The sequence below is a fragment of the Tenacibaculum sp. XPcli2-G genome (assembly GCF_024124505.1).
Lineage (GTDB): Bacteria > Bacteroidota > Bacteroidia > Flavobacteriales > Flavobacteriaceae > Polaribacter > Polaribacter mesophilus.
The window spans coordinates 33,364-51,860 of sequence record NZ_JAMXSH010000006.1 but is presented as its reverse complement, the minus strand read 5'-3'; the positions used below and the strand labels follow the sequence as shown (position 1 = coordinate 51,860).

20 protein-coding genes and 2 tRNA genes are annotated in these 18,497 nt (G+C 31.7%); 9 read left to right on the top strand and 13 right to left on the bottom strand.

Annotation, left to right across the window (positions count from 1 at the left end):
• Nucleotides 1-20: 20 nt before the first annotated feature.
• The 6 genes from NH341_RS13825 to NH341_RS13800 form a co-directional block, all read right to left on the bottom strand.
• Nucleotides 21-1,094, bottom strand: a complete 1,074-nt coding sequence (locus NH341_RS13825; RefSeq protein WP_253057251.1) for an efflux RND transporter periplasmic adaptor subunit — start codon at nucleotides 1,092-1,094, stop codon at nucleotides 21-23.
• Nucleotides 1,095-1,213: 119 nt separating this feature from the next.
• On the bottom strand, nucleotides 1,214-2,521 hold the full coding sequence (locus NH341_RS13820; protein WP_253057249.1) for a TolC family protein: 1,308 nt from the start codon (nucleotides 2,519-2,521) through the stop codon (nucleotides 1,214-1,216).
• Nucleotides 2,522-2,638: 117 nt separating this feature from the next.
• A complete protein-coding gene (cydB, locus tag NH341_RS13815) occupies nucleotides 2,639-3,715 on the bottom strand; it encodes a cytochrome d ubiquinol oxidase subunit II (protein ID WP_159494741.1) in 1,077 nt (358 codons plus the stop codon).
• A gap of 3 nt (nucleotides 3,716-3,718) precedes the next feature.
• On the bottom strand, nucleotides 3,719-5,047 hold the full coding sequence (locus tag NH341_RS13810; protein ID WP_047790385.1) for a cytochrome ubiquinol oxidase subunit I: 1,329 nt from the start codon (nucleotides 5,045-5,047) through the stop codon (nucleotides 3,719-3,721).
• Between the two features lie 75 nt (nucleotides 5,048-5,122).
• Complete coding sequence (gene trxA / locus NH341_RS13805) at nucleotides 5,123-5,422, bottom strand: thioredoxin (protein ID WP_159615069.1); 300 nt, start codon at nucleotides 5,420-5,422, stop codon at nucleotides 5,123-5,125.
• 60 nt (nucleotides 5,423-5,482) lie between these two features.
• Nucleotides 5,483-6,115 (bottom strand): Crp/Fnr family transcriptional regulator, encoded by a 633-nt coding sequence (locus NH341_RS13800; RefSeq protein ID WP_047790387.1) that lies wholly within the window; start codon nucleotides 6,113-6,115, stop codon nucleotides 5,483-5,485.
• Between the two features lie 142 nt (nucleotides 6,116-6,257).
• On the opposite strand from NH341_RS13800, the gene NH341_RS13795 reads away from it, so the two are divergent.
• Nucleotides 6,258-6,677, top strand: coding sequence for a CBS domain-containing protein (locus NH341_RS13795; RefSeq protein ID WP_047790388.1), 420 nt, complete (start codon nucleotides 6,258-6,260; stop codon nucleotides 6,675-6,677).
• Nucleotides 6,678-6,802: 125 nt separating this feature from the next.
• Nucleotides 6,803-6,955 carry a hypothetical protein gene (locus tag NH341_RS13790; protein WP_156167105.1) on the top strand — a complete coding sequence of 51 codons (153 nt, stop codon included), beginning with the start codon at nucleotides 6,803-6,805 and terminating at the stop codon, nucleotides 6,953-6,955.
• A 120-nt stretch (nucleotides 6,956-7,075) separates the two neighbouring features.
• On the opposite strand, the gene rpe is transcribed toward NH341_RS13790, so the two are convergent.
• Together rpe and NH341_RS13780 are read right to left on the bottom strand one after the other, a co-directional pair.
• Nucleotides 7,076-7,732, bottom strand: coding sequence for a ribulose-phosphate 3-epimerase (gene rpe / locus NH341_RS13785; RefSeq protein WP_159615068.1), 657 nt, complete (start codon nucleotides 7,730-7,732; stop codon nucleotides 7,076-7,078).
• Nucleotides 7,733-7,882: 150 nt separating this feature from the next.
• On the bottom strand, nucleotides 7,883-8,746 hold the full coding sequence (locus tag NH341_RS13780; protein ID WP_028891227.1) for an RNA polymerase sigma factor RpoD/SigA: 864 nt from the start codon (nucleotides 8,744-8,746) through the stop codon (nucleotides 7,883-7,885).
• Between the two features lie 221 nt (nucleotides 8,747-8,967).
• Between NH341_RS13780 and NH341_RS13775 the strand changes: the two genes are divergently transcribed.
• Genes NH341_RS13775 through NH341_RS13765 form a run of 3 tightly spaced genes read left to right on the top strand, consistent with a single transcriptional unit; the run spans nucleotide 8,968 to nucleotide 10,601 of the window.
• Nucleotides 8,968-9,537: an RNA polymerase sigma factor gene (locus tag NH341_RS13775; RefSeq protein WP_159494737.1), complete on the top strand. Its 570-nt coding sequence runs from the start codon at nucleotides 8,968-8,970 to the stop codon at nucleotides 9,535-9,537.
• Between the two features lie 6 nt (nucleotides 9,538-9,543).
• Nucleotides 9,544-9,738: a hypothetical protein gene (locus NH341_RS13770; protein WP_047790391.1), complete on the top strand. Its 195-nt coding sequence runs from the start codon at nucleotides 9,544-9,546 to the stop codon at nucleotides 9,736-9,738.
• Between the two features lie 35 nt (nucleotides 9,739-9,773).
• On the top strand, nucleotides 9,774-10,601 hold the full coding sequence (locus NH341_RS13765; RefSeq protein WP_047790392.1) for a hypothetical protein: 828 nt from the start codon (nucleotides 9,774-9,776) through the stop codon (nucleotides 10,599-10,601).
• A gap of 332 nt (nucleotides 10,602-10,933) precedes the next feature.
• On the opposite strand, the gene NH341_RS13760 is transcribed toward NH341_RS13765, so the two are convergent.
• The 5 genes from NH341_RS13760 to NH341_RS13740 form a co-directional block, all read right to left on the bottom strand.
• Entirely contained in the window at nucleotides 10,934-11,632 is a 699-nt protein-coding gene (locus NH341_RS13760) for a porin family protein (RefSeq protein ID WP_047790393.1), read from the bottom strand.
• A 1-nt stretch (nucleotide 11,633) separates the two neighbouring features.
• Nucleotides 11,634-12,362: a bifunctional demethylmenaquinone methyltransferase/2-methoxy-6-polyprenyl-1,4-benzoquinol methylase UbiE gene (gene ubiE, locus NH341_RS13755; RefSeq protein WP_047790394.1), complete on the bottom strand. Its 729-nt coding sequence runs from the start codon at nucleotides 12,360-12,362 to the stop codon at nucleotides 11,634-11,636.
• Nucleotides 12,363-12,387: 25 nt separating this feature from the next.
• Entirely contained in the window at nucleotides 12,388-13,281 is an 894-nt protein-coding gene (locus NH341_RS13750; protein WP_159495183.1) for a NifU family protein, read from the bottom strand.
• A 100-nt stretch (nucleotides 13,282-13,381) separates the two neighbouring features.
• Nucleotides 13,382-14,776, bottom strand: coding sequence for an OmpP1/FadL family transporter (locus tag NH341_RS13745; RefSeq protein ID WP_047790396.1), 1,395 nt, complete (start codon nucleotides 14,774-14,776; stop codon nucleotides 13,382-13,384).
• Between the two features lie 46 nt (nucleotides 14,777-14,822).
• The gene (locus NH341_RS13740) at nucleotides 14,823-16,052 is read right to left on the bottom strand and encodes a hypothetical protein (protein WP_167712377.1); all 1,230 of its coding nucleotides are present in this window, start codon (nucleotides 16,050-16,052) and stop codon (nucleotides 14,823-14,825) included.
• Between the two features lie 145 nt (nucleotides 16,053-16,197).
• Between NH341_RS13740 and proS the strand changes: the two genes are divergently transcribed.
• From proS to rpsT, 4 genes are all read left to right on the top strand, one after another.
• Nucleotides 16,198-17,676: a proline--tRNA ligase gene (proS, locus tag NH341_RS13735; RefSeq protein ID WP_073184319.1), complete on the top strand. Its 1,479-nt coding sequence runs from the start codon at nucleotides 16,198-16,200 to the stop codon at nucleotides 17,674-17,676.
• Between the two features lie 74 nt (nucleotides 17,677-17,750).
• Nucleotides 17,751-17,822: transfer RNA gene (locus tag NH341_RS13730), tRNA-Glu, on the top strand.
• A gap of 108 nt (nucleotides 17,823-17,930) precedes the next feature.
• A tRNA-Glu gene (locus NH341_RS13725) sits at nucleotides 17,931-18,002 on the top strand.
• Nucleotides 18,003-18,036: 34 nt separating this feature from the next.
• On the top strand, nucleotides 18,037-18,288 hold the full coding sequence (rpsT, locus tag NH341_RS13720; protein WP_028891217.1) for a 30S ribosomal protein S20: 252 nt from the start codon (nucleotides 18,037-18,039) through the stop codon (nucleotides 18,286-18,288).
• Nucleotides 18,289-18,497 lie beyond the last annotated feature (209 nt).

The window sequence follows — 18,497 nt, the reverse complement described above, 5'->3', positions numbered from 1 at the left end:
TTCAAATTTTCAAATTGATTTTATTGAATTGTAATGTTCGCTCCGTTGTAAAGTTTACCTTCAGAAGAAATGATATAACTTTCATCGGCTGATAAACCTGATAATACTTCTACTTGATTTCCAAAAGTTCTTCCTAAGCGTAACCAACGCAACACAGCAGTATTACTTTGACTTACCGTATAAATTCCTGATAATTGTCCTTTGTGTACTAAAGCTTCTGACGGAATTAAAACCATGTCAGTACTTTTTTGTGTTTTTTCAACAGGAAACTGAACTGTTGCAAACATTCCTGATAACAACTTTTTATCTGTTTTATCTAGGTCAATTTTAACTAAGTATTGTCCACCCGTATTTTTTGCTGAGGTACTTACTTCTGATACGTTACCTGTAACCATTTTATTGATTGATTTGATAGTAACATCAACTTTAGTATCTTTTTTAATTTGAGAAATGTCACTTTCTGGTACTAACGCAGTTACTTCAAAACCGCCTTTTCCTTCTACAGAAATTAAAGGCATTCCAGGATTCGCCATTGCACCTTTATCGATAAATTTGTTGGTTACCACTCCTGAAAATGGGGCTCTGATATTCGTATAAGCAAACTGAGAATTGATTTCGTTTCTTAGCTGTTTAGCAGCTTCTAAATTCGCTTTGGCAACATTGTAATGAACAGTGATATCATCAAACTCTTTTTGAGAAGCGCTATTTTGTTCAAATAAGTTTTTAAAGCGATTGTAATCTTTTTCAGCGCTTGAAAATCCTGCTTGTGCTTTAATTACATTAGCTTCTACTTGTGCTTTTTTAGCTTGTAAATCGCTGTTATTGATTGATACTAATAATTGACCTTTATTTACCTTATCACCAACTTTTACATGTATGTTGGTTACATAACCCATCATACGAGTACTTAATTCAGCACTGTTGGTAGCTGCTACTTTTCCGCTTGCAGTGATAAACGGATTGGTATCATTAGCAGTTACTTTAGCAACTTTTACAGCTACTGTTGGTTTGTTGTTATTGTTTGTTGTTTCTTTTTTATCACAGCTTACTACTAAAAGTGATATGGCAAGGGCGATTGTATATATAGCTTTCATTTGTTCGTTTTTACTATTGATTATTTTTTAGTTTACTACCTCAAAGCAAACCTACGAGGTATCCAAAGGAAATTGATTTTAAAAAATCGACACAAGTGTCGGAGCATTTTAAATCTCACTTAGTGAGTTAAAAAATCTAAATAAGCTTTGGTATAGTTATATTGATATACGGTTTGGTAATATTCTAATTGTTTTTGAGCGTATTGTGTTTCAGCGGTTAATAAATCGGATGTTTTTTCTAGTCCTTCTTTAAATCTGTTTTTTCTGATTCGTAAGGCTTCTTCCGATTGTTGTAAGGCTAATTCGGTTAACTTTAATTGTTCCTCAGCATCGTTTAATAATCGTTTAGTGTTGTTTAACTCTAATTGACTTTTAGATTTGTACTGCTCGTATTCTAATCTTGATTTTTCATACTGAGCTTTGCTTTTCTGTGCTTTTCCGTAGCGTTTAGAACCTTTAAAAATGTCCCAAGTTAATTGAGCTCCTACTACATAACCACTAGCATCTGCGTTGAAAATTTTATCATCATACAACTCGTAACTACCAAAGGCATTTAAACGAGGAAGAAAATCCATTTTATCAGCTTTGTGCATTTTTTGATAGGCTTCAGAAGCTAATTCCATTGCTTTAATATCTGAACGATTTTCAGAAATAGTAATGTCAGCAACTTGATTCGTTAAGTGTACTTGTAAACTATCTGAGGATTCATAAATGTTGTTTTGTTTTTCATTCATTAAAAAAGACAAGTAGTTAGAAACATTTAGTATATTGCTTTTTGCTGTTTGTAATTGATTTTTTACTTCGGTAACTCGAACTTTAACGGCTAATACATCAGCACGTTGTAAATACCCTTGCTTAAAGCTATTTTCTGCCATTTGTTGATTAGCTTCCGTAGCTTTTAAGGCTTTTTCTAATACCGAAACTCCCTTGTGAGCTAATTGCAATTGCATGTAGGCTTTTTCAACTTCAAGTAATAAATATTCTTGAGTATGTTGCGTCTGCAAGTTGGTTGCTTCCATTTTAGTTTTAGCGGCTTTACGTTGGTAAATACCGTCTAAGTTTACTAAAGGTTGTTGTACTTCAATTTTAGTAGCAAAGTTTTGTGTTCGTTTTGGATTGTTTAATAAATCTGGATTGAAATCCGCTTGCGTTAAAATTTCTTGATTCAATTTGCTACCAAATGCCATTAGTGGATTCGTAGTTACAATTCCTGTATGAGAAGCAGTAATATTTGGCAAGAACACGTTGGTTTGCTTGTAATCGGCACGTGCTTGCTGATAGTTTTGTTCAGCTATTTTTAAAGAGGTATTATTTTCCTGAACTCTTTTCAAAACCTCACTTTTGGAAATTGAAACTTTAGTTTGAGCTAGGGTAGTAGCAGTTATAAAAAGTGCTAACGTAAATAAACGAATATATGATGTTTCCATTTTTACTGTTTTATAACAGCAAATTTAGTGGCAACATATACGGTAGTCAGTAACTTTAGTTACACAGGGTGTGTTTTTTAGTAAAGAGGATATGTAGAATATACAAAAGAGAATATGCTAATGTTCACCATAGTCTACATCATCCATTTTTCCTTTAAAAACTTTATACTGAATAACAAAATAAACAACTACTAGGATTGCAGCTATAAAAAACCAATTTAAACCTACGGACAAACCATACTCGTTAGCAGCTACATTATAAATTGTTAAATCGGGATTTATGTTATTGGTTGAAGGTAAAACTTTAGGGAAAATTGAAGCGACTGTAGTTGCCAAACCTCCTAATAAAAACAAAGAAGAATATAAAAAACCAGTGATGTGTTTTTTGTGCTTTTTTACGTTGAATAAACCAAATAACCCTACAAAAGTTAGCAGAGGGAAAATCCATAAAAAAGGATGCTCTATGAAATTATGAAATGGTTTAGGCTCTATAACATGCCAAGCGATTAATGAAATAATTACTAAACCTAATAAAACAAAAGAAAGAGTAAAAACAACTTTTTTTAGTTGGTTGTTAATACTAGCATTGGTTTTGAAAATAACCCAATTGGCACCATGGATAGTTAGTGATACCACTGCAATAATTCCCAGAAGTAAAGTAAACCAGTCAATAACTCCAAGTGTTTCAGAGTGAGGAGAGAATTCCGAATTCCATAAAGGGAGGAAAAAGTAATGTGCTTCATGAGTAGAAACACCATCTACTACATTTCCTAGATTAACACCACGTACCACATTTCCTAATGCAACTCCAAAAAATAAGGCGAGAAGCAAACTTGCAATCCCAAAAGCTTTGTCCCAAATACTTTCCCATATCCTATTATGTATTTGTCCGCGAAGTTCTAATCCAATAGCTCTAAAAATTAGTAACCATAAAACCATCATTAAAGGAAGATAAAAACCACTAAATGAAGAAGCATATAAAGTGGGGAAAGCAAAAAATAAGACACCGCCTGCAGCGATTAACCATACTTCGTTCGCATCCCAAAAAGGACCTATTGCTTTTACGACTTTCTTTTTATCTTCTTCTTTTTTAGCAAAGAATAAGTGAATAATTCCTGCTCCAAAATCATAACCATCTAAAATAACATAAATGGTTAACATCGTAACTAATACTATATACCAGAAAAGTTCCATAATTTAATGTGTTGTTTGAGGTCCTTTGTTAATGATTTTTCCTACTAAAATTAGAAATAACATTCCTAATAGTAAGTATAAACCTATAAACCCTAAAAGAGTAAATAAAGTGTTTCCTGAAGATACTGTAGGAGATGCTCCAGCGGATGTTCGTAATAAGTTATAAACTAACCAAGGTTGGCGTCCTAATTCAGCGGTATACCAGCCAGTAGTATTGGCAATATATGGAAATGGAATCATGAAGAGTAAAGACCATAAAATCCATTTTGTTTGATATAATTTTTTTCTGAATAACTGTACAATGCTAGCTAACATTAATGCAATAAAAATAGTTCCTAAACCTACCATTATATGATATGCATAATATAGTCCAGGTATATTTGTTGGGTAGTTTTTTTCATCAAATTCATTGAGTCCTTTAATCTCAGCATTCCATTCTTGATAGGTTAAAAAGCTTAAGATGTTAGGGACGGCTATTTTATTGTCTAGTTTTTTCTCCAGCATATTTGGTTGTCCAATCAGCACTATTTCAGAGCCTCCTTTTTCTGTTTCAAATATACCCTCCATAGCAGCAAAGGTTATAGGCTGATATTTGACGACATTTTTAGCGGCTAAATCGCCTGTAGGAAAAGCAACTAAGATAGATGCTATAACTCCAAAAACAACTCCAGTTTTTAAAAATAATTTTCCAAATTCTACGTGTTTTTTATTTAAAAGATAAAGAGCTCCAATGCCAGCTACTACGAAAGAACTCGTTACCAAGGAAGCAGCCTGATTGTGCAAATAAGAAGGCCATAACCATGGGTTTGAGAACAAGGCTGAAAAGTTATTTAGTACAAATTTACCATTGGCTAGTATTTCATATCCTACAGGATTTTGCATCCAAGAATGTGTAGCTATAATTAGAAAACCACTCGCCCAAGAGCCTAAAAAGACAAGGAATCCAGTTAAAAAATGAAGCTTATGTCCTAGTTTTTTCTCTCCAAATAAAAACAGCCCTAAAAAGGAAGATTCTAAAAAGAAAGAAAACATTCCTTCCATAGCTAATGTTTGACCTATAATACCACCAGTAAGCTCGGAGAACTTAGCCCAGTTAGTTCCGAATTGAAATTCCATAGGGATTCCAGTAACAACTCCCATAGCAAAATTTAAAGCAAAAATTTTCATCCAAAACTTAGCAGCATCGTTGTATTTTTCAATTTTAGTCCTTAAAAATTTCCATTTGAAGAAAACTATCATCAACGATAGTCCCATGGTTAGTTGTGGAAATAAGTAGTGAAAAGTTATTGTGAAAGCAAACTGCATTCTATCATAAAAGAGCATGTCTTCCATACCGAAGATTGTTTATGAGGTTATTAAATAAGAACGTTTTTTTAGTAGCAATAAGGTGGAATAAAAATAATGATATTATTTCACATGACTATTAATAATTTGAATCAAATCATCCTTGTGTAACGTCCCAGATCGTCTCCATAATAGCTTCCTTTCTTTAAAAAGCATAAAGGTAGGAACTCCCTTAATTTGGTAGGTATTGGCTATTTGTTGATTTTTATCAACGTCTATTTTTAAAATAATAACATTTTCTCCTAAATCTTTTTTTACTTCTTTTAATATAGGAGCCATCATTTTACATGGACCGCACCATTCGGCAAAGAAATCAATCAAAACAGGTTTGTTGCCTTTAATTATTTTAGAAAATTTACCCATCGTTTTTTACTATAAAGGTAAAACGATTCTCTTGTAATAAATGTAACTTAAGTTACAGGGTTAAAGTTCTAACACTTTAACTTGATTTCTATTTAGTTCTATTTTATCTTTTTTTTCTAAAGCTTTTAAAAGTCTTGAAATAACCACTCTAGAAGTGTGTAAATCGTTAGCTATTTGTTGGTGTGTTACGCTAATTGTTTCATTTTGATTTACTAAGGCTTTGTCTTTTAGGTATTTTAATAAACGTTCATCCATGTTTAGAAAAGCAATAGTATCAATAGCATCAATAAACTCTTGTAATCTGCTGTGATAACTATGTAAGATGAATTCTTGCCAGCTTTTATATTTACTAAGCCATTCACTCATTTTTTGTTTAGGAATCATTAATAGCTTTACATCAGTTTCAGCCACGGCTTTAATTTTACTTTTAGTCTGTCCCATACAACACGAAAGTGTCATAGCGCAAGTATCACCTTTTTCAATATAATATAAGACTAAGTCGTCTCCCTCTTTATCTTCACGCAAAATTTTTATAGCACCACTTAATAACAAAGGAATAGAAGTAATGTAGCTTCCAATATCAATAATAACTTCATTGGCTTTAAATTCTTTAGCTATTGCAACATCAGTTATTTCTTTTAATAATGCTTCTTCAAATAAATAACCATAGTATTTCTGTAAATCTTCTATCAAGATAAAATGTTTTTGTAAAAATAGTTAAATAATTACATTTTAGATAGAAATAAAATAGATGATAATCTATGATTTTAATCAGGTTTATACTTGTTTTTATTACTGAAATTTGAAGTAGATAATAACACAAAACTTTACTAAAATGAAAAAAAGAACACCAGTTTCAGTTATAATGACTAAAGATGTAATTACATTAAGTAGTACTGATGATTTAATGACAGCAGAAAAAATATTTAAAAAAGAACATATAAGACATATTCCGGTAGTTAGCGGAAATGAAATAAAAGGAATGTTAAGTTATACAGACCTTTTACGAATAAGTTTTGCAGATGCAATTGATGAAAATGAAACTGACGTTGATACTGTGGTGTACAATATGTTTACAATAGATCAAGTAATGGCAAAAAACTTAGAAACTGTAAATTCTAGTACTACAATTAAAGAGGTAGCAGAAATTCTAGCTAAAAAAGAGTTTCATGCTTTGCCAGTTGTTGATGATAATGAATTAGTCGGGATTGTAACTACCACGGATTTAATTTATTACTTATTAGAGCAGTTTTAGCTTTTTCTTCAATATAAGCCGTGTGAAAAGTTTAATTTTACGATAAAACCATACTTTTATTATGGTTTTTTGTGAGTTAAATTGTTTTCTAGAATTTATTTTTGAGAAACTTAAAACACTTTATTATGTTTAAAAACATTTCAAACTTAGGTATTGCTTTAAATAAAGCAGAACAAAAATCAATTAATGGAGGATGGATTTACGTTTTGTGTCATAGCTGTGAACCACTTCCTCGAGGCTATGTTTGTATGAATGATGTTATTTGTGGGGGAGAATAAGTTAACCTCAAAAAGATTACATTAATATTGTCTATATTATATTTATAGTACCTTTTAAGGGATTAAAGGGCTGTTAAATCAAAAGCGTACTTAGATTCGTTTCTAAATACGCTTTGACTTTTAATTTATAATAGTTTTTAAATTTTCAATTGTTTCGGTTGGGTTGTCACTTTTGAAAACAAAACTGCCAGCAACTAATACATTAGCACCTACCTCTACAAGTTTATTAGCGTTTTGATCAGTTACACCACCATCAATTTCAATTAGAGTAGAAGCTTCACTAAATTCAATCAAGTTCTTTAACTGTTGAATTTTTTTGTACGTATTTTCAATGAATGATTGCCCTCCAAACCCAGGGTTAACACTCATAATACAAACCACATCTAAGTCCTTTATAATATCTTCTAAAACTGCAATTGGTGTATGCGGATTTAAAGCTACTCCTGCTTTCATACCAGCTGCTTTTATTGCTTGAACTGTTCTGTGTAAATGTGTACAAGTCTCGTAATGTACTGTTAAAATGTCGGCGCCTAAATCAGCAAAAGTTTGAATGTAACGATCAGGATCTACAATCATTAAGTGCACATCAATAGTTTTATTAGCGTGTTTTGTAATTGATTTTAAAACAGGCATTCCAAAAGAAATATTTGGTACAAAAACACCGTCCATAATGTCAATATGAAACCAATCTGCTTTACTATCATTTACCATTTCAACATCACGTTGAAGATTTCCAAAATCAGCCGCTAAAATTGATGGGGCTACAAGTTTTTCCATTAATATATAAGTTGTTGTGTTGTTATTATGTGCAAATATAGTTAAAACTAAGGGCATTAAAATGAAAAAGAAAGCTCTCTAATTAGAGAGCTTTCATTCATTAATCAAAAAACGAATAGTTACGATAACTATTTGTTGTTGTTTATGTTATTAACCTAAGTAAGTCATTAAAATCTTACTACGAGATGTGTGTTTTAATCTTCTGATGGCTTTTTCTTTGATTTGACGTACACGTTCACGAGTTAAATCAAATGTTTCACCTATTTCTTCTAAAGTCATTGGTTGATGCTCTCCCAAACCAAAGTATAATTTTACAACATCAGCCTCACGTGGAGTTAATGTTTCTAGTGCGCGGTTAATTTCAATACGTAAAGATTCATGTAATAATGTTTTGTCAGGGTTTGGTGATTCACCTGAGTTTAATACATCATATAAATTAGAATCTTCACCTTCAATCAAAGGAGCATCCATTGATACATGACGTCCAGAGTTTTTCATAGACTCTTTAACATCATTAACAGTCATGTCTAGTTTCTTAGCAATTTCCTCAGCACTTGGTGGGCGCTCATTTTCTTGCTCTAAGAAAGCATACATTTTATTAATTTTATTAATAGAACCAATTTTGTTTAAAGGTAGGCGAACAATACGAGATTGTTCAGCTAATGCTTGTAAAATAGATTGACGAATCCACCATACTGCATAAGAGATAAATTTAAAACCACGAGTTTCATCAAAACGTTTAGCGGCTTTAATTAAACCTAAATTTCCTTCATTAATTAAATCAGGAAGTGTTAATCCTTGATTTTGGTATTGTTTTGCAACCGATACCACAAAACGTAAGTTAGCCTTGGTTAGTTTTTCAAGAGCTCTTTGGTCACCAGCTTTAATTCTTTGCGCTAATTCTACCTCTTCATCAGCAGTAATTAAATCTACTTTTCCAATTTCTTGTAAGTATTTGTCTAAAGAGGCTGTTTCTCTGTTGGTAACCTGTTTTGTAATTTTAAGTTGTCTCATCTACTTCAAATATATTTTTAATTTATCAATCACTCTGCATTAACTTATACGTAAGAGGTTGCAATAATGTTACAAAATTTTTGTGTTTCTTAAAAAAAATCGTCTATTTGTTAAATAAATGTTAAAACGAATTGTATTAATGTTTTTTAAAGTGACCATATTATTAAAGTAGTGTCTAAATTTATTCGTAACTAAGAAGGAAAAACTAACTATACTGCCCCTTGGAGAGTATTGATGTAAAGAAAATAAACGACGAAGATTTGGTTCGTAAAATAGTAGAAAAAAATGATACTCATTTGTTTGCTATTTTATACGACCGTTACGCAGGTGTGGTGTATAATAAGTGTTATAGTTTTTCTAAAAGTAAAGAAGAGGCACAAGATTTAACACATGATGTTTTTATACGATTATTTGTTAAATTGAGAACTTTTAAAGGAAAATCTAAATTCTCTACTTGGTTGTATTCTTTTACGTATAATTTTTGTGTTAATTACGTGCAAAGAAACAAAGAGAAAAAAAAAGAAAAAGTTACCTTAGTGACTGATGAAATAAGAGAAGAAAGCAATATTGATGATATTGAAGACGCTACACTATTTGAATTAAAATCAGATAAACTAGCTAAAGCACTTGAAATAATTTCTCCTTCAGAGAAAATGATCTTGTTAATGAAGTATCAGGATGATATGAGTATTAAAGATATTTCTATAGGTTTAGATTTAGGAGAAAGTGCAGTTAAGATGCGATTGAAAAGGGCTAAAGATAAAGTAGTGAAAGCGTATAACGAACTGTAATAAATTATGGATAATCCATTTAAACAAATATTACATAACGAGGAGTTACCGGAAGTGCTAAAAGATAAAGTGCTTAATGATGTAGCAATGATAAAGCTATCAATTGATATAGCAGATTTATTTGTTGTGAAATATCCGAGTACTATTGTAGATTTGCTTAGTAGCAGTTCGCATAACAAAAACGAATCTAAAAAAGATTAAAAACTAAATTTTAACTACTCTAACTACAAAAAATTATGATTACTCTACAAATAGATATTTTAGCCCCCTTTTTAAATCTTTTTCAAGACATAGCTAAAACATTACCAACTGTAGCGATGTTTATTCTTTTTGTAATTGTTTCTTGGCTGGCAATAAAAGTATTTCTATATATCGTTAGAAAGGCTTTATCAAAAACTAAAATAGATGAATGGTCTAAAAAACTCAACAAAACAGAGATTTTTGGGAACAGTACCATTAATATTGTTTTAACTAATGTGATTTTAGCTGTTTTAAAGTGGTTTTTAATTTTCATTTTTGTAATGGTTGGGGCAGAGGTATTTGGTATGAATGTCGTTTCTGATGGGATAAAAAGCTTTTTTGCTTATTTGCCAAAACTACTAACAGCAGTAGGTATTTTTGTGGCAGGTGCATATTTAGGAACAATGGTAAAAAAAGCCATTCAAACCATGTTTAAGTCTCTTGAAATTTCAGGTGGAAATTTAGTAGGAAATATTGCTTTTTATTTAATTGTAATATTTTTATCTATAACAGCTCTTGATCAAGCAGGTGTAGACACATCAGTAATAAAAAGTAATTTAACATTACTAATAGGTTCTGTACTACTAGCGTTTACTTTAGCTTTTGGTTTTGGAGCTAGAGATGCTGTTGCTAGATTACTTTTTGGCTATTATTCAAGAAAGAATATATCAATAGGAGAAAAAGTTATAATAGATGAAGTAGAAGGTGTTGTTGTGGCAATAGATAATATTTGTATTACGATTAATACAGATACAGGAAAGGTTATATTACCAATTAAAAATGTAGTTGACAATAAAATAGTTATAAAAAATAATAAAAATTAACATTTTTTTATATCTTTGAAAACGCTAAAAACAATGTTTTTAACAGTACGATAGATTTCGGGGGACTTCTATCCGATTGATAAAGAGAAATCTTTATGAAAAGCCGCTTTTTGCGGCTTTTTTTATTTTAAAATTTAAATAAATCATTTACATCTATTGTGTTTTTGAATAAATTATTAAATAATTTATAAAATAAGTGACCAAATAAAATTTTTTGTGTCTAAATAATAAAGAGTAATAGGATTTCGGGGGACTTCATATTATTTTTAAACTTAAAAAGGCTTTCTAATTTAGAAAGCCTTTTTTTATTGTGAATATATGTTTAAGAAATCTTATTCAAAAGCTAAGTGCAAAAACACTCCTCTAGTTCCTAAGAAATTAATTGGGTCTGTCCATTGACTAGGAGATTTGTTATCGTATATAGCCTCATTATTTATGGCAAAAACCCCTCTTATAGAAGGTGAGAATTTAAAATAACTTAAGTAAAAATCAACACCAATACCTACTTCGTACATGAAATTAGTGGTTGATGTTCTAAATTCTCCAGCAAAATTATCATCACTGTTTTTTTCATTACTTGAAAAGTTATGATCGTATGAAACTCCTCCAATAACATAAGGTCTCATATTATTAAGCCTGTTTGTGCTAAATTTTAACAGCAGTGGTAAGTGTAAGTATGTGGCTCCAACCTCACGTGTTTTTTCGTTTTCTGCTCCAGGTATATGTTTAAAACGTAATGTTTTGGTGTTAGACATTAAACCAGGTTCAAAACGTAGGTTAATATTATTATGTAACCTTAAGTCAGCAATTAAACCTACATTAAAACCAATAGAGGACTCTACTTCGATTTCAGCATTATCAAAATCACTTGGAGCATAAGAAATTTTATAACCATTATTATTAGCTCCTAAGTAAAAACCATAGTGAAAAAGAGGTTTGTCAAAACTAGGAAGTTTCAATATTTTTTCTTTTTGCGCTTGTGTGGAAAACGACGTTACTAAAATTCCGAAAAGTAAAAGCTTTTTTAACATATTATTTTAAAGCGGTATAAATTGATGCAACACCAAACGTTACAGGTATATTCTTTGCATTCTTAAACCCGTTTTTTTGTAAAATATTGTTGAAAGCCTTTCCAAAAGGGAAGGAATTTGCTGTTTTTGATAAATAAGAGTAAGCAACCTTGTCTTTTGAAAAGAGTTTACCAATAATAGGTAAAATATAATTAGTATACAATTTATATCCTTGTTTGAAAGGAAACTTGGTAGGATTTGAGGTTTCTAATACAACAAACTTACCTCCAGGTTTTAATACACGTAATATTTCGGTTAAGCCTTTATCTAAGTTTTCAAAGTTTCTAACACCAAAAGAAACAGTAATTGCATCAAAGGTATTATCAGGAAAAGGAATGTTTTCACTATCTCCAACAATCATTTTAATTTTATTAGATAAATCAGCCTTGGCTATTTTATGTCTTCCTACTTGTAGCATTCCTTCAGAAATATCTAACCCTACAATTCTTTCAGGGTTTAATTTAGACATCATTAAGGCTAAATCACCTGTACCAGTAGCAATATCTAAAATTTGTTGGGGTTTATTTTCTCCTACTAATTTTACCACTTTTTTACGCCAGCTAACATCAATTCCTAAAGAAATTACACGGTTTAAGCCGTCGTAATCTTCAGAAATATTGTCAAACATTTGAGCTACTTGCTCTTTCTTTCCTAATTCAGAATCTTTATATGGTTTAATCTTTTCAGACATATGTTTTTGTTAGGTTTACGGTAAATTACCCATTAATGGCAACTACTTCATTAATTTGATTAGGTAACATTTCTTTAAGCATAGTTTCAATACCGTTTTTTAATGTTACTGTTGATGATGGACAGCCACTACAAGCTCCTTGTAAAATAACGCTTACTCTTTTGCTATCAGCATCATATGCTTGAAAAGCAATATTACCGCCATCAGAGGCTACGGCAGGCTTTATATATTCATCCAAAATATCAACAATTTTAGCTTCAGTATCGGTTAAATTCTCTTTAGGAACTTCAACGTTTTGCTTAGTTTGCTGTTTTGGTAATTCAGATATAATTTTTTTGCCTTCCTGTATATAACTACGAATAAAAGTACGTACTTCTTGGTATACTTCATTCCAATCAATCATATCGTATTTGGTGATTGAAATGTAGTTTTCAGAAATAAAAATTTCTTTTACAAAAGGAAAACTAAATAAGGCTTGAGCTAGAGGAGAAGATTTGCTAGCTTCTTCAATATTAGTATACTCAACATCAGTTTGTGTTAAAGCTTTGTTGGTTCCGAATTTCATTACAGCTGGATTTGGTGTAACTTCAGCATATACTTCAACAGCATCTTTTTTGGTAGTTTCTTCTTTTACTACAGAATTACCATCTTGGATGTAAGCTTCTATTTGCTCGCGAACCTCTTCTTCAACATCGCTCCATTCAACAATATCATATCGTTGAATAGCAATGAAGTTAGCTGTAACTAATACCTTCTTTACAAAAGGAAGATAAAATAGCTGTTGTGCTAACGGAGAGTTTTTAGCCTCGTCTATATTATTGTATTCATAACTACCACCGTTTACTAATATTTTATTACTAACAAATTTTAGAATGGTTTCGTTATTAGTTTCTTGTATGTTTATTTTTATTGAACTCATAAGTTGTAAATAAGAAGCAAAATTAAGGTAAAAAACTGAGATATGTATATATAAAAAGTCCTGCATATAGCAGGACTCTTCTTGTATGTTTTTTTATATATTATAAACTGAAAGTGATTGTTCCAGAGATTCTAGAAGTATCGGTTGTTAATTCAATAGGATCTACATTTACAGCAGTTGAGTTATAAATATGGTACGGACTGTTGTTTTCTGAGTTAGTATATGATAAATCAAACTTAACGTTTCCGAAATTATAACCAAGTCCTAATGAAAAACCAGAAATATTATCACCGTCTAGAGCATTTTTATAAGGGCTTTCTTCATAATGATAACCACCACGAACACTCATTTTGTCAAAACGCCACTCAGTACCAATGTTTAAGGAATGAGTACCTTTGAAATCATTATCAAAGTTTTGATTAGTTTCTATAAAATAAGGGGCGTTCTCTCTATATTTTGTGCCACTGTAATCTTTATAAGTATAGTCAGCACTTATTAAACCCTGTTTACCAAAAACAAATGCTGCACTGGCTGTAAGTTTACTTGGTGTTCTTAGTCTGAAAATGTTTGAGTTAAATTCTTCGCCACTGTTAACATCGGTATTTTGGTTTGTTGCTGAAATTTCAGTGTAACCTATCCAATCATCATATCTAGAGTCATTCGGGTCGAAGACGTTTAAGTTGCTGTCTTCAAAAACTTCATTATACCATGTTGGAGTCTCATAAGCTAACCCGAAACGGAAGCTTTGATTTACTTTGTAAATAAAACCAGCACTAAAAGATACTCCGCTACCTTCAAAGTAACTATCTTGAACATTAAAAGCGTTTAATGTGTTACCATTATTATCTTCATTAACTTCTCTAAGTTCTGTAACTTGACCAAAGCTTAAGTTATGAAACTTTATACTAGCTCCTGCATATAATTTGTTTAGATGTACAGCAGAGAATCCCATCTCAAAAATGCTACTCTCTCCGTAGGTAGAATTAAAAAAACGTTGTTCTTGTCCATTGTCGTACTGATTGGTAATATCATCAGGATGTTCATTGAATAATGCCTGGCCACTATTACCTTGTGAAGAAAACAAACCTTCAAAATCACTTTTTAATCTATAGTTAAAGGTTAATGCAAAACGGTTCCAGTCAGAGTTATGAGCAGAGTCAAAAGATAAAATACCACCAGCTTGGGTAATGTTAAAAAAATCATCTTCTGTTTCTGTTGTGTTTCCGTAATACTTAGCTGTATATGTAGTGTTTCTATTACCTAAAGTTACCCCAAAAGTACTTTTAATGGCAACGGCACTACCAGCTGGGTTAATACCAAAAGAAGATATGTCTCCACCTAATGCTCCAAAGGCTCCACTCATTGCTTCAAAACGAGCAGTTCCATAATTATTGTCTCTTGAAAATAAGATTCCTAAATCATTGTACCCCAAAGATTGCGAGTAGGCAGTATACGTACTAGCGATAATTATCGCGAAAGTTAAAATTCTTTTCATTTTTTCATTAATTCGTTAAAACTTATCTTGAAATTTTGATGTAAGATTATCTTCTAGAGCTTCTTGATGAGCTTCTGTTACTTCCTCTTGAGCTTCTGGTAGAAGAACTTCTTGTACTTCTTGATGGAGCAGAGTAACTACGAGAATTTCTAGAAGGTTTTGAATAACTTTTAGAGTTTCTTGGAGAATACGACTTTCTAACAGATCTATTAGAATATTGGTTTCTCTTGGTATAGCTTCTAGAATTTCTAACTGATGAAGATTTACGAACACCGTCATTATTAGAAGCTCTATGATTTCTAGTAGAATATCCTCTTGAACTCCTTGTTGAGCGAGGCGTACTTCTATAACTACGGGTAGATCTACTACCGTTAGAATTATAACTTCTTGTTCTAGTTGATCGTTTTATACTTCTATTGTTAGAGTTGCTTCCTCTTCTAGTATTATAGCTTCTCGTATTTCTTGTAGAACGAGTATTTCTGTTGTTACGATAAGTTCTACTATCACTTCTTCTGTAAACATCAGAAGAGCGTCTAGAAGTGGTAGTTCCTCTACGACCTGTAGTATAACCTCTTCTAGAAGTTGTTGCAGTTCTGTGACTTCTATAGTAGTTGGCACCTCTGTAAGGACGTCTATAATAGCGATTATTATAGTATCTATATGGTCTGTAATGGTTGTACCTGTAATACGGAGAGTTCCAGTAAGAGTTATAGAAACCTCCTCCTAAACCTACATAAAACCCAGAGTTCCAGTGGTAAGGGTGCCAGTGAGAGTTATATGCCCAACCACCATAGTAACGAGGCCTCCACCAAGGTCTGTAATAATCATAGCCATAATTCCAATACCAATCGTTGTAATAACCCCATCTTGGATAAGTATTAATATTTATAACTACATCATTATTGTCAGAATAACCCCATGGTTCATTACCATTGTATGTAATTCTTGTTTCAGGTTCTTCTTCATAAATAATATCTTCATCATTATAAGAATCATCGTTTTCAGACTTATAATTTTCTATATCAGTAAAAATATCAGTACCATTTAAAGCGTCTAAACGTTCCACTTCTTTGGTAAAATAATTTTCTTGATATTTATCATATGCACGATCATCAGTAACAACTACTTTACTTTGTGGTTGTTCTATTTCATCAGCATAAATACCGTCATCACTACCAGTAACCGTTTGCGCAGAACCACAAGATATAAAGGTAGCTGCTATCAAAAATGATAAGGTATAAAAAGAGAGTTTGGTTTTGGTGTAATGTAGCTTCATGACTTTTTATTTTATGTTAAAGTAAATTGTTTTTTTATGAGCTGCAAAAAATTAGTTCTTTGTTGGGCTTGTTACCTTTTTAATGTAGTTTTGCAGATACAATTTACGCATAAAAAATAACAATATTTATGCCAAACTTTTGATTATGAGCAAACATTTAACAAAAAGAGCCGAAGATTACTCTAAATGGTATAACGAATTGATTGTAAAAGCTGATTTAGCTGAGAATTCAGCAGTAAGAGGTTGCATGGTAATTAAGCCCTACGGATTTGCAATTTGGGAGAACATGCAAAAAGAATTAGATAGAATGTTTAAAGAAACAGGACATCAAAATGCTTATTTTCCTCTTTTTGTGCCCAAAAGTTTGTTTGAAGCAGAAGAAAAGAATGCTGAAGGATTTGCAAAAGAATGTGCGGTAGTTACACATTACCGATTACAAAATGACCCAGATAATGAAGGAAAGCTACGTGTAGATCCTGAGGCTAAATTGGAAGAAGAGTTAGTCGTTCGACCGACATCTGAAGCAATTATTTGGAATACTTATAAAGGATGGATTCAATCACACAGAGATTTACCATTGCTAGTAAATCAATGGGCAAATGTTGTAAGATGGGAAATGCGTACACGTTTATTCTTACGTACTGCTGAGTTTTTATGGCAAGAAGGTCACACAGCACATGCAACAAAGGCAGAAGCAATAGCTGAAGCAAAGCAAATGCAAGAGGTGTATGCAACTTTTGCTGAGAACTTTATGGCAATGCCTGTTGTTAAAGGAGCTAAAAGTGAGAGTGAACGTTTTGCTGGGGCAGATGATACCTTAACAATAGAAGCTTTAATGCAAGATGGTAAAGCATTACAAGCTGGAACTTCACACTTTTTAGGACAAAATTTTGCTAAGGCATTTGACGTAAAGTATACCTCGAAAGAAGGAAAGCAAGAATATGTATGGGCTACTTCTTGGGGGGTATCAACACGTTTAATAGGTGGATTGATAATGACACACTCTGATGATGCTGGTTTAGTACTACCTCCAAAGCTAGCGCCAATTCAAGTTGTAATTGTACCTATATATAAAGGAGAGGAACAATTAAATGCTATTTCTGAAAAAGTAGATGTAATTGTAAAAGAATTACGAGCTAAAGGAATATCAGTAAAATTTGACGATAGAGACACTTTTAGACCAGGTGCTAAGTTTGCTGAGTATGAATTAAAAGGTGTTCCCGTACGAGTTGCAATGGGAAAAAGAGATTTAGAAAATGGAACAGTAGAAGTAGCGCGTCGTGATACTTTTGAGAAACAAACAGTCTCTAGAGATGAGGTGGTAGATATTGTAGCTAATTTATTAGAAGAAATTCAAAAGAACTTATATAATAGAGCATTAATTTACAGAAACGATCATATTACGGAAGTAAACTCTTTTGAAGAGTTTAAAGATGTGATAGAAAATAAAGGAGGGTTTGTATCAGCACATTGGGATGGTACAATTGAAACAGAAGATAAGATAAAGGAGTTAACAAAAGCTACAATAAGATGTATTCCTAATGATGTAAAAGAAGAGAATGGAGTATGTGTGTTAACAGGAAAACCATCAACAAAAAGAGTATTTTTTGCAAAAGCATATTAAAAAAATAAAAAAAAGCTTTGTGTAATAAAAAACAGTTTTTATATTTGCACCCGCAATCGCAAAAAGATTGTTTTGGTCCGTTCGTCTAGGGGTTAGGACGCCAGGTTTTCATCCTGGTAACACGGGTTCGATTCCCGTACGGACTACAAGTTCTTTTTATTTGTTTTTTTTGAAATAAATAAAATAAAAATAAATTTAGTTGCAGATAACAAAAAGAATTGTATATTTGCACCCGCAATCAGAACGATTGTTTTGGTCCGTTCGTCTAGGGGTTAGGACGCCAGGTTTTCATCCTGGTAACACGGGTTCGATTCCCGTACGGACTACAAGTTTTTTATAAACAATTAACGTATTAATAGAATGGCAAATCATAAGTCAGCATTAAAGAGAATTAGAAGTAACGAAGCAAAGCGCTTAAGAAATAAATATCAGCATAAAACAACTCGTAATGCTGTAAGAAAATTAAGAGCTACTGAAGATAAGAAGGAAGCAGAAGGAATGTTTTCGACTGTTGTGTCTATGTTAGATAAGTTAGCAAAGAACAACATTATTCATAAGAATAAAGCAGCAAATTTAAAGTCTAAATTGGCTAAGCATGTTGCCGCTTTATAAGAGTTTTAAGGTTAGTTAATAGTTAAACGCTTCGATAAAAATATCGAAGCGTTTTTATTTTATATTAAATACAAAGAGCCATTTAGTAGCATTCACAATTATTGTGTTTATACAAAGATTGTTATTAATTTATAAAGGAAGAATTTTGTTTTTTTACCTCTCTACATTATGTTTTTAACGCTTTTATTTTAGTGTTAAAAGATTTAGTC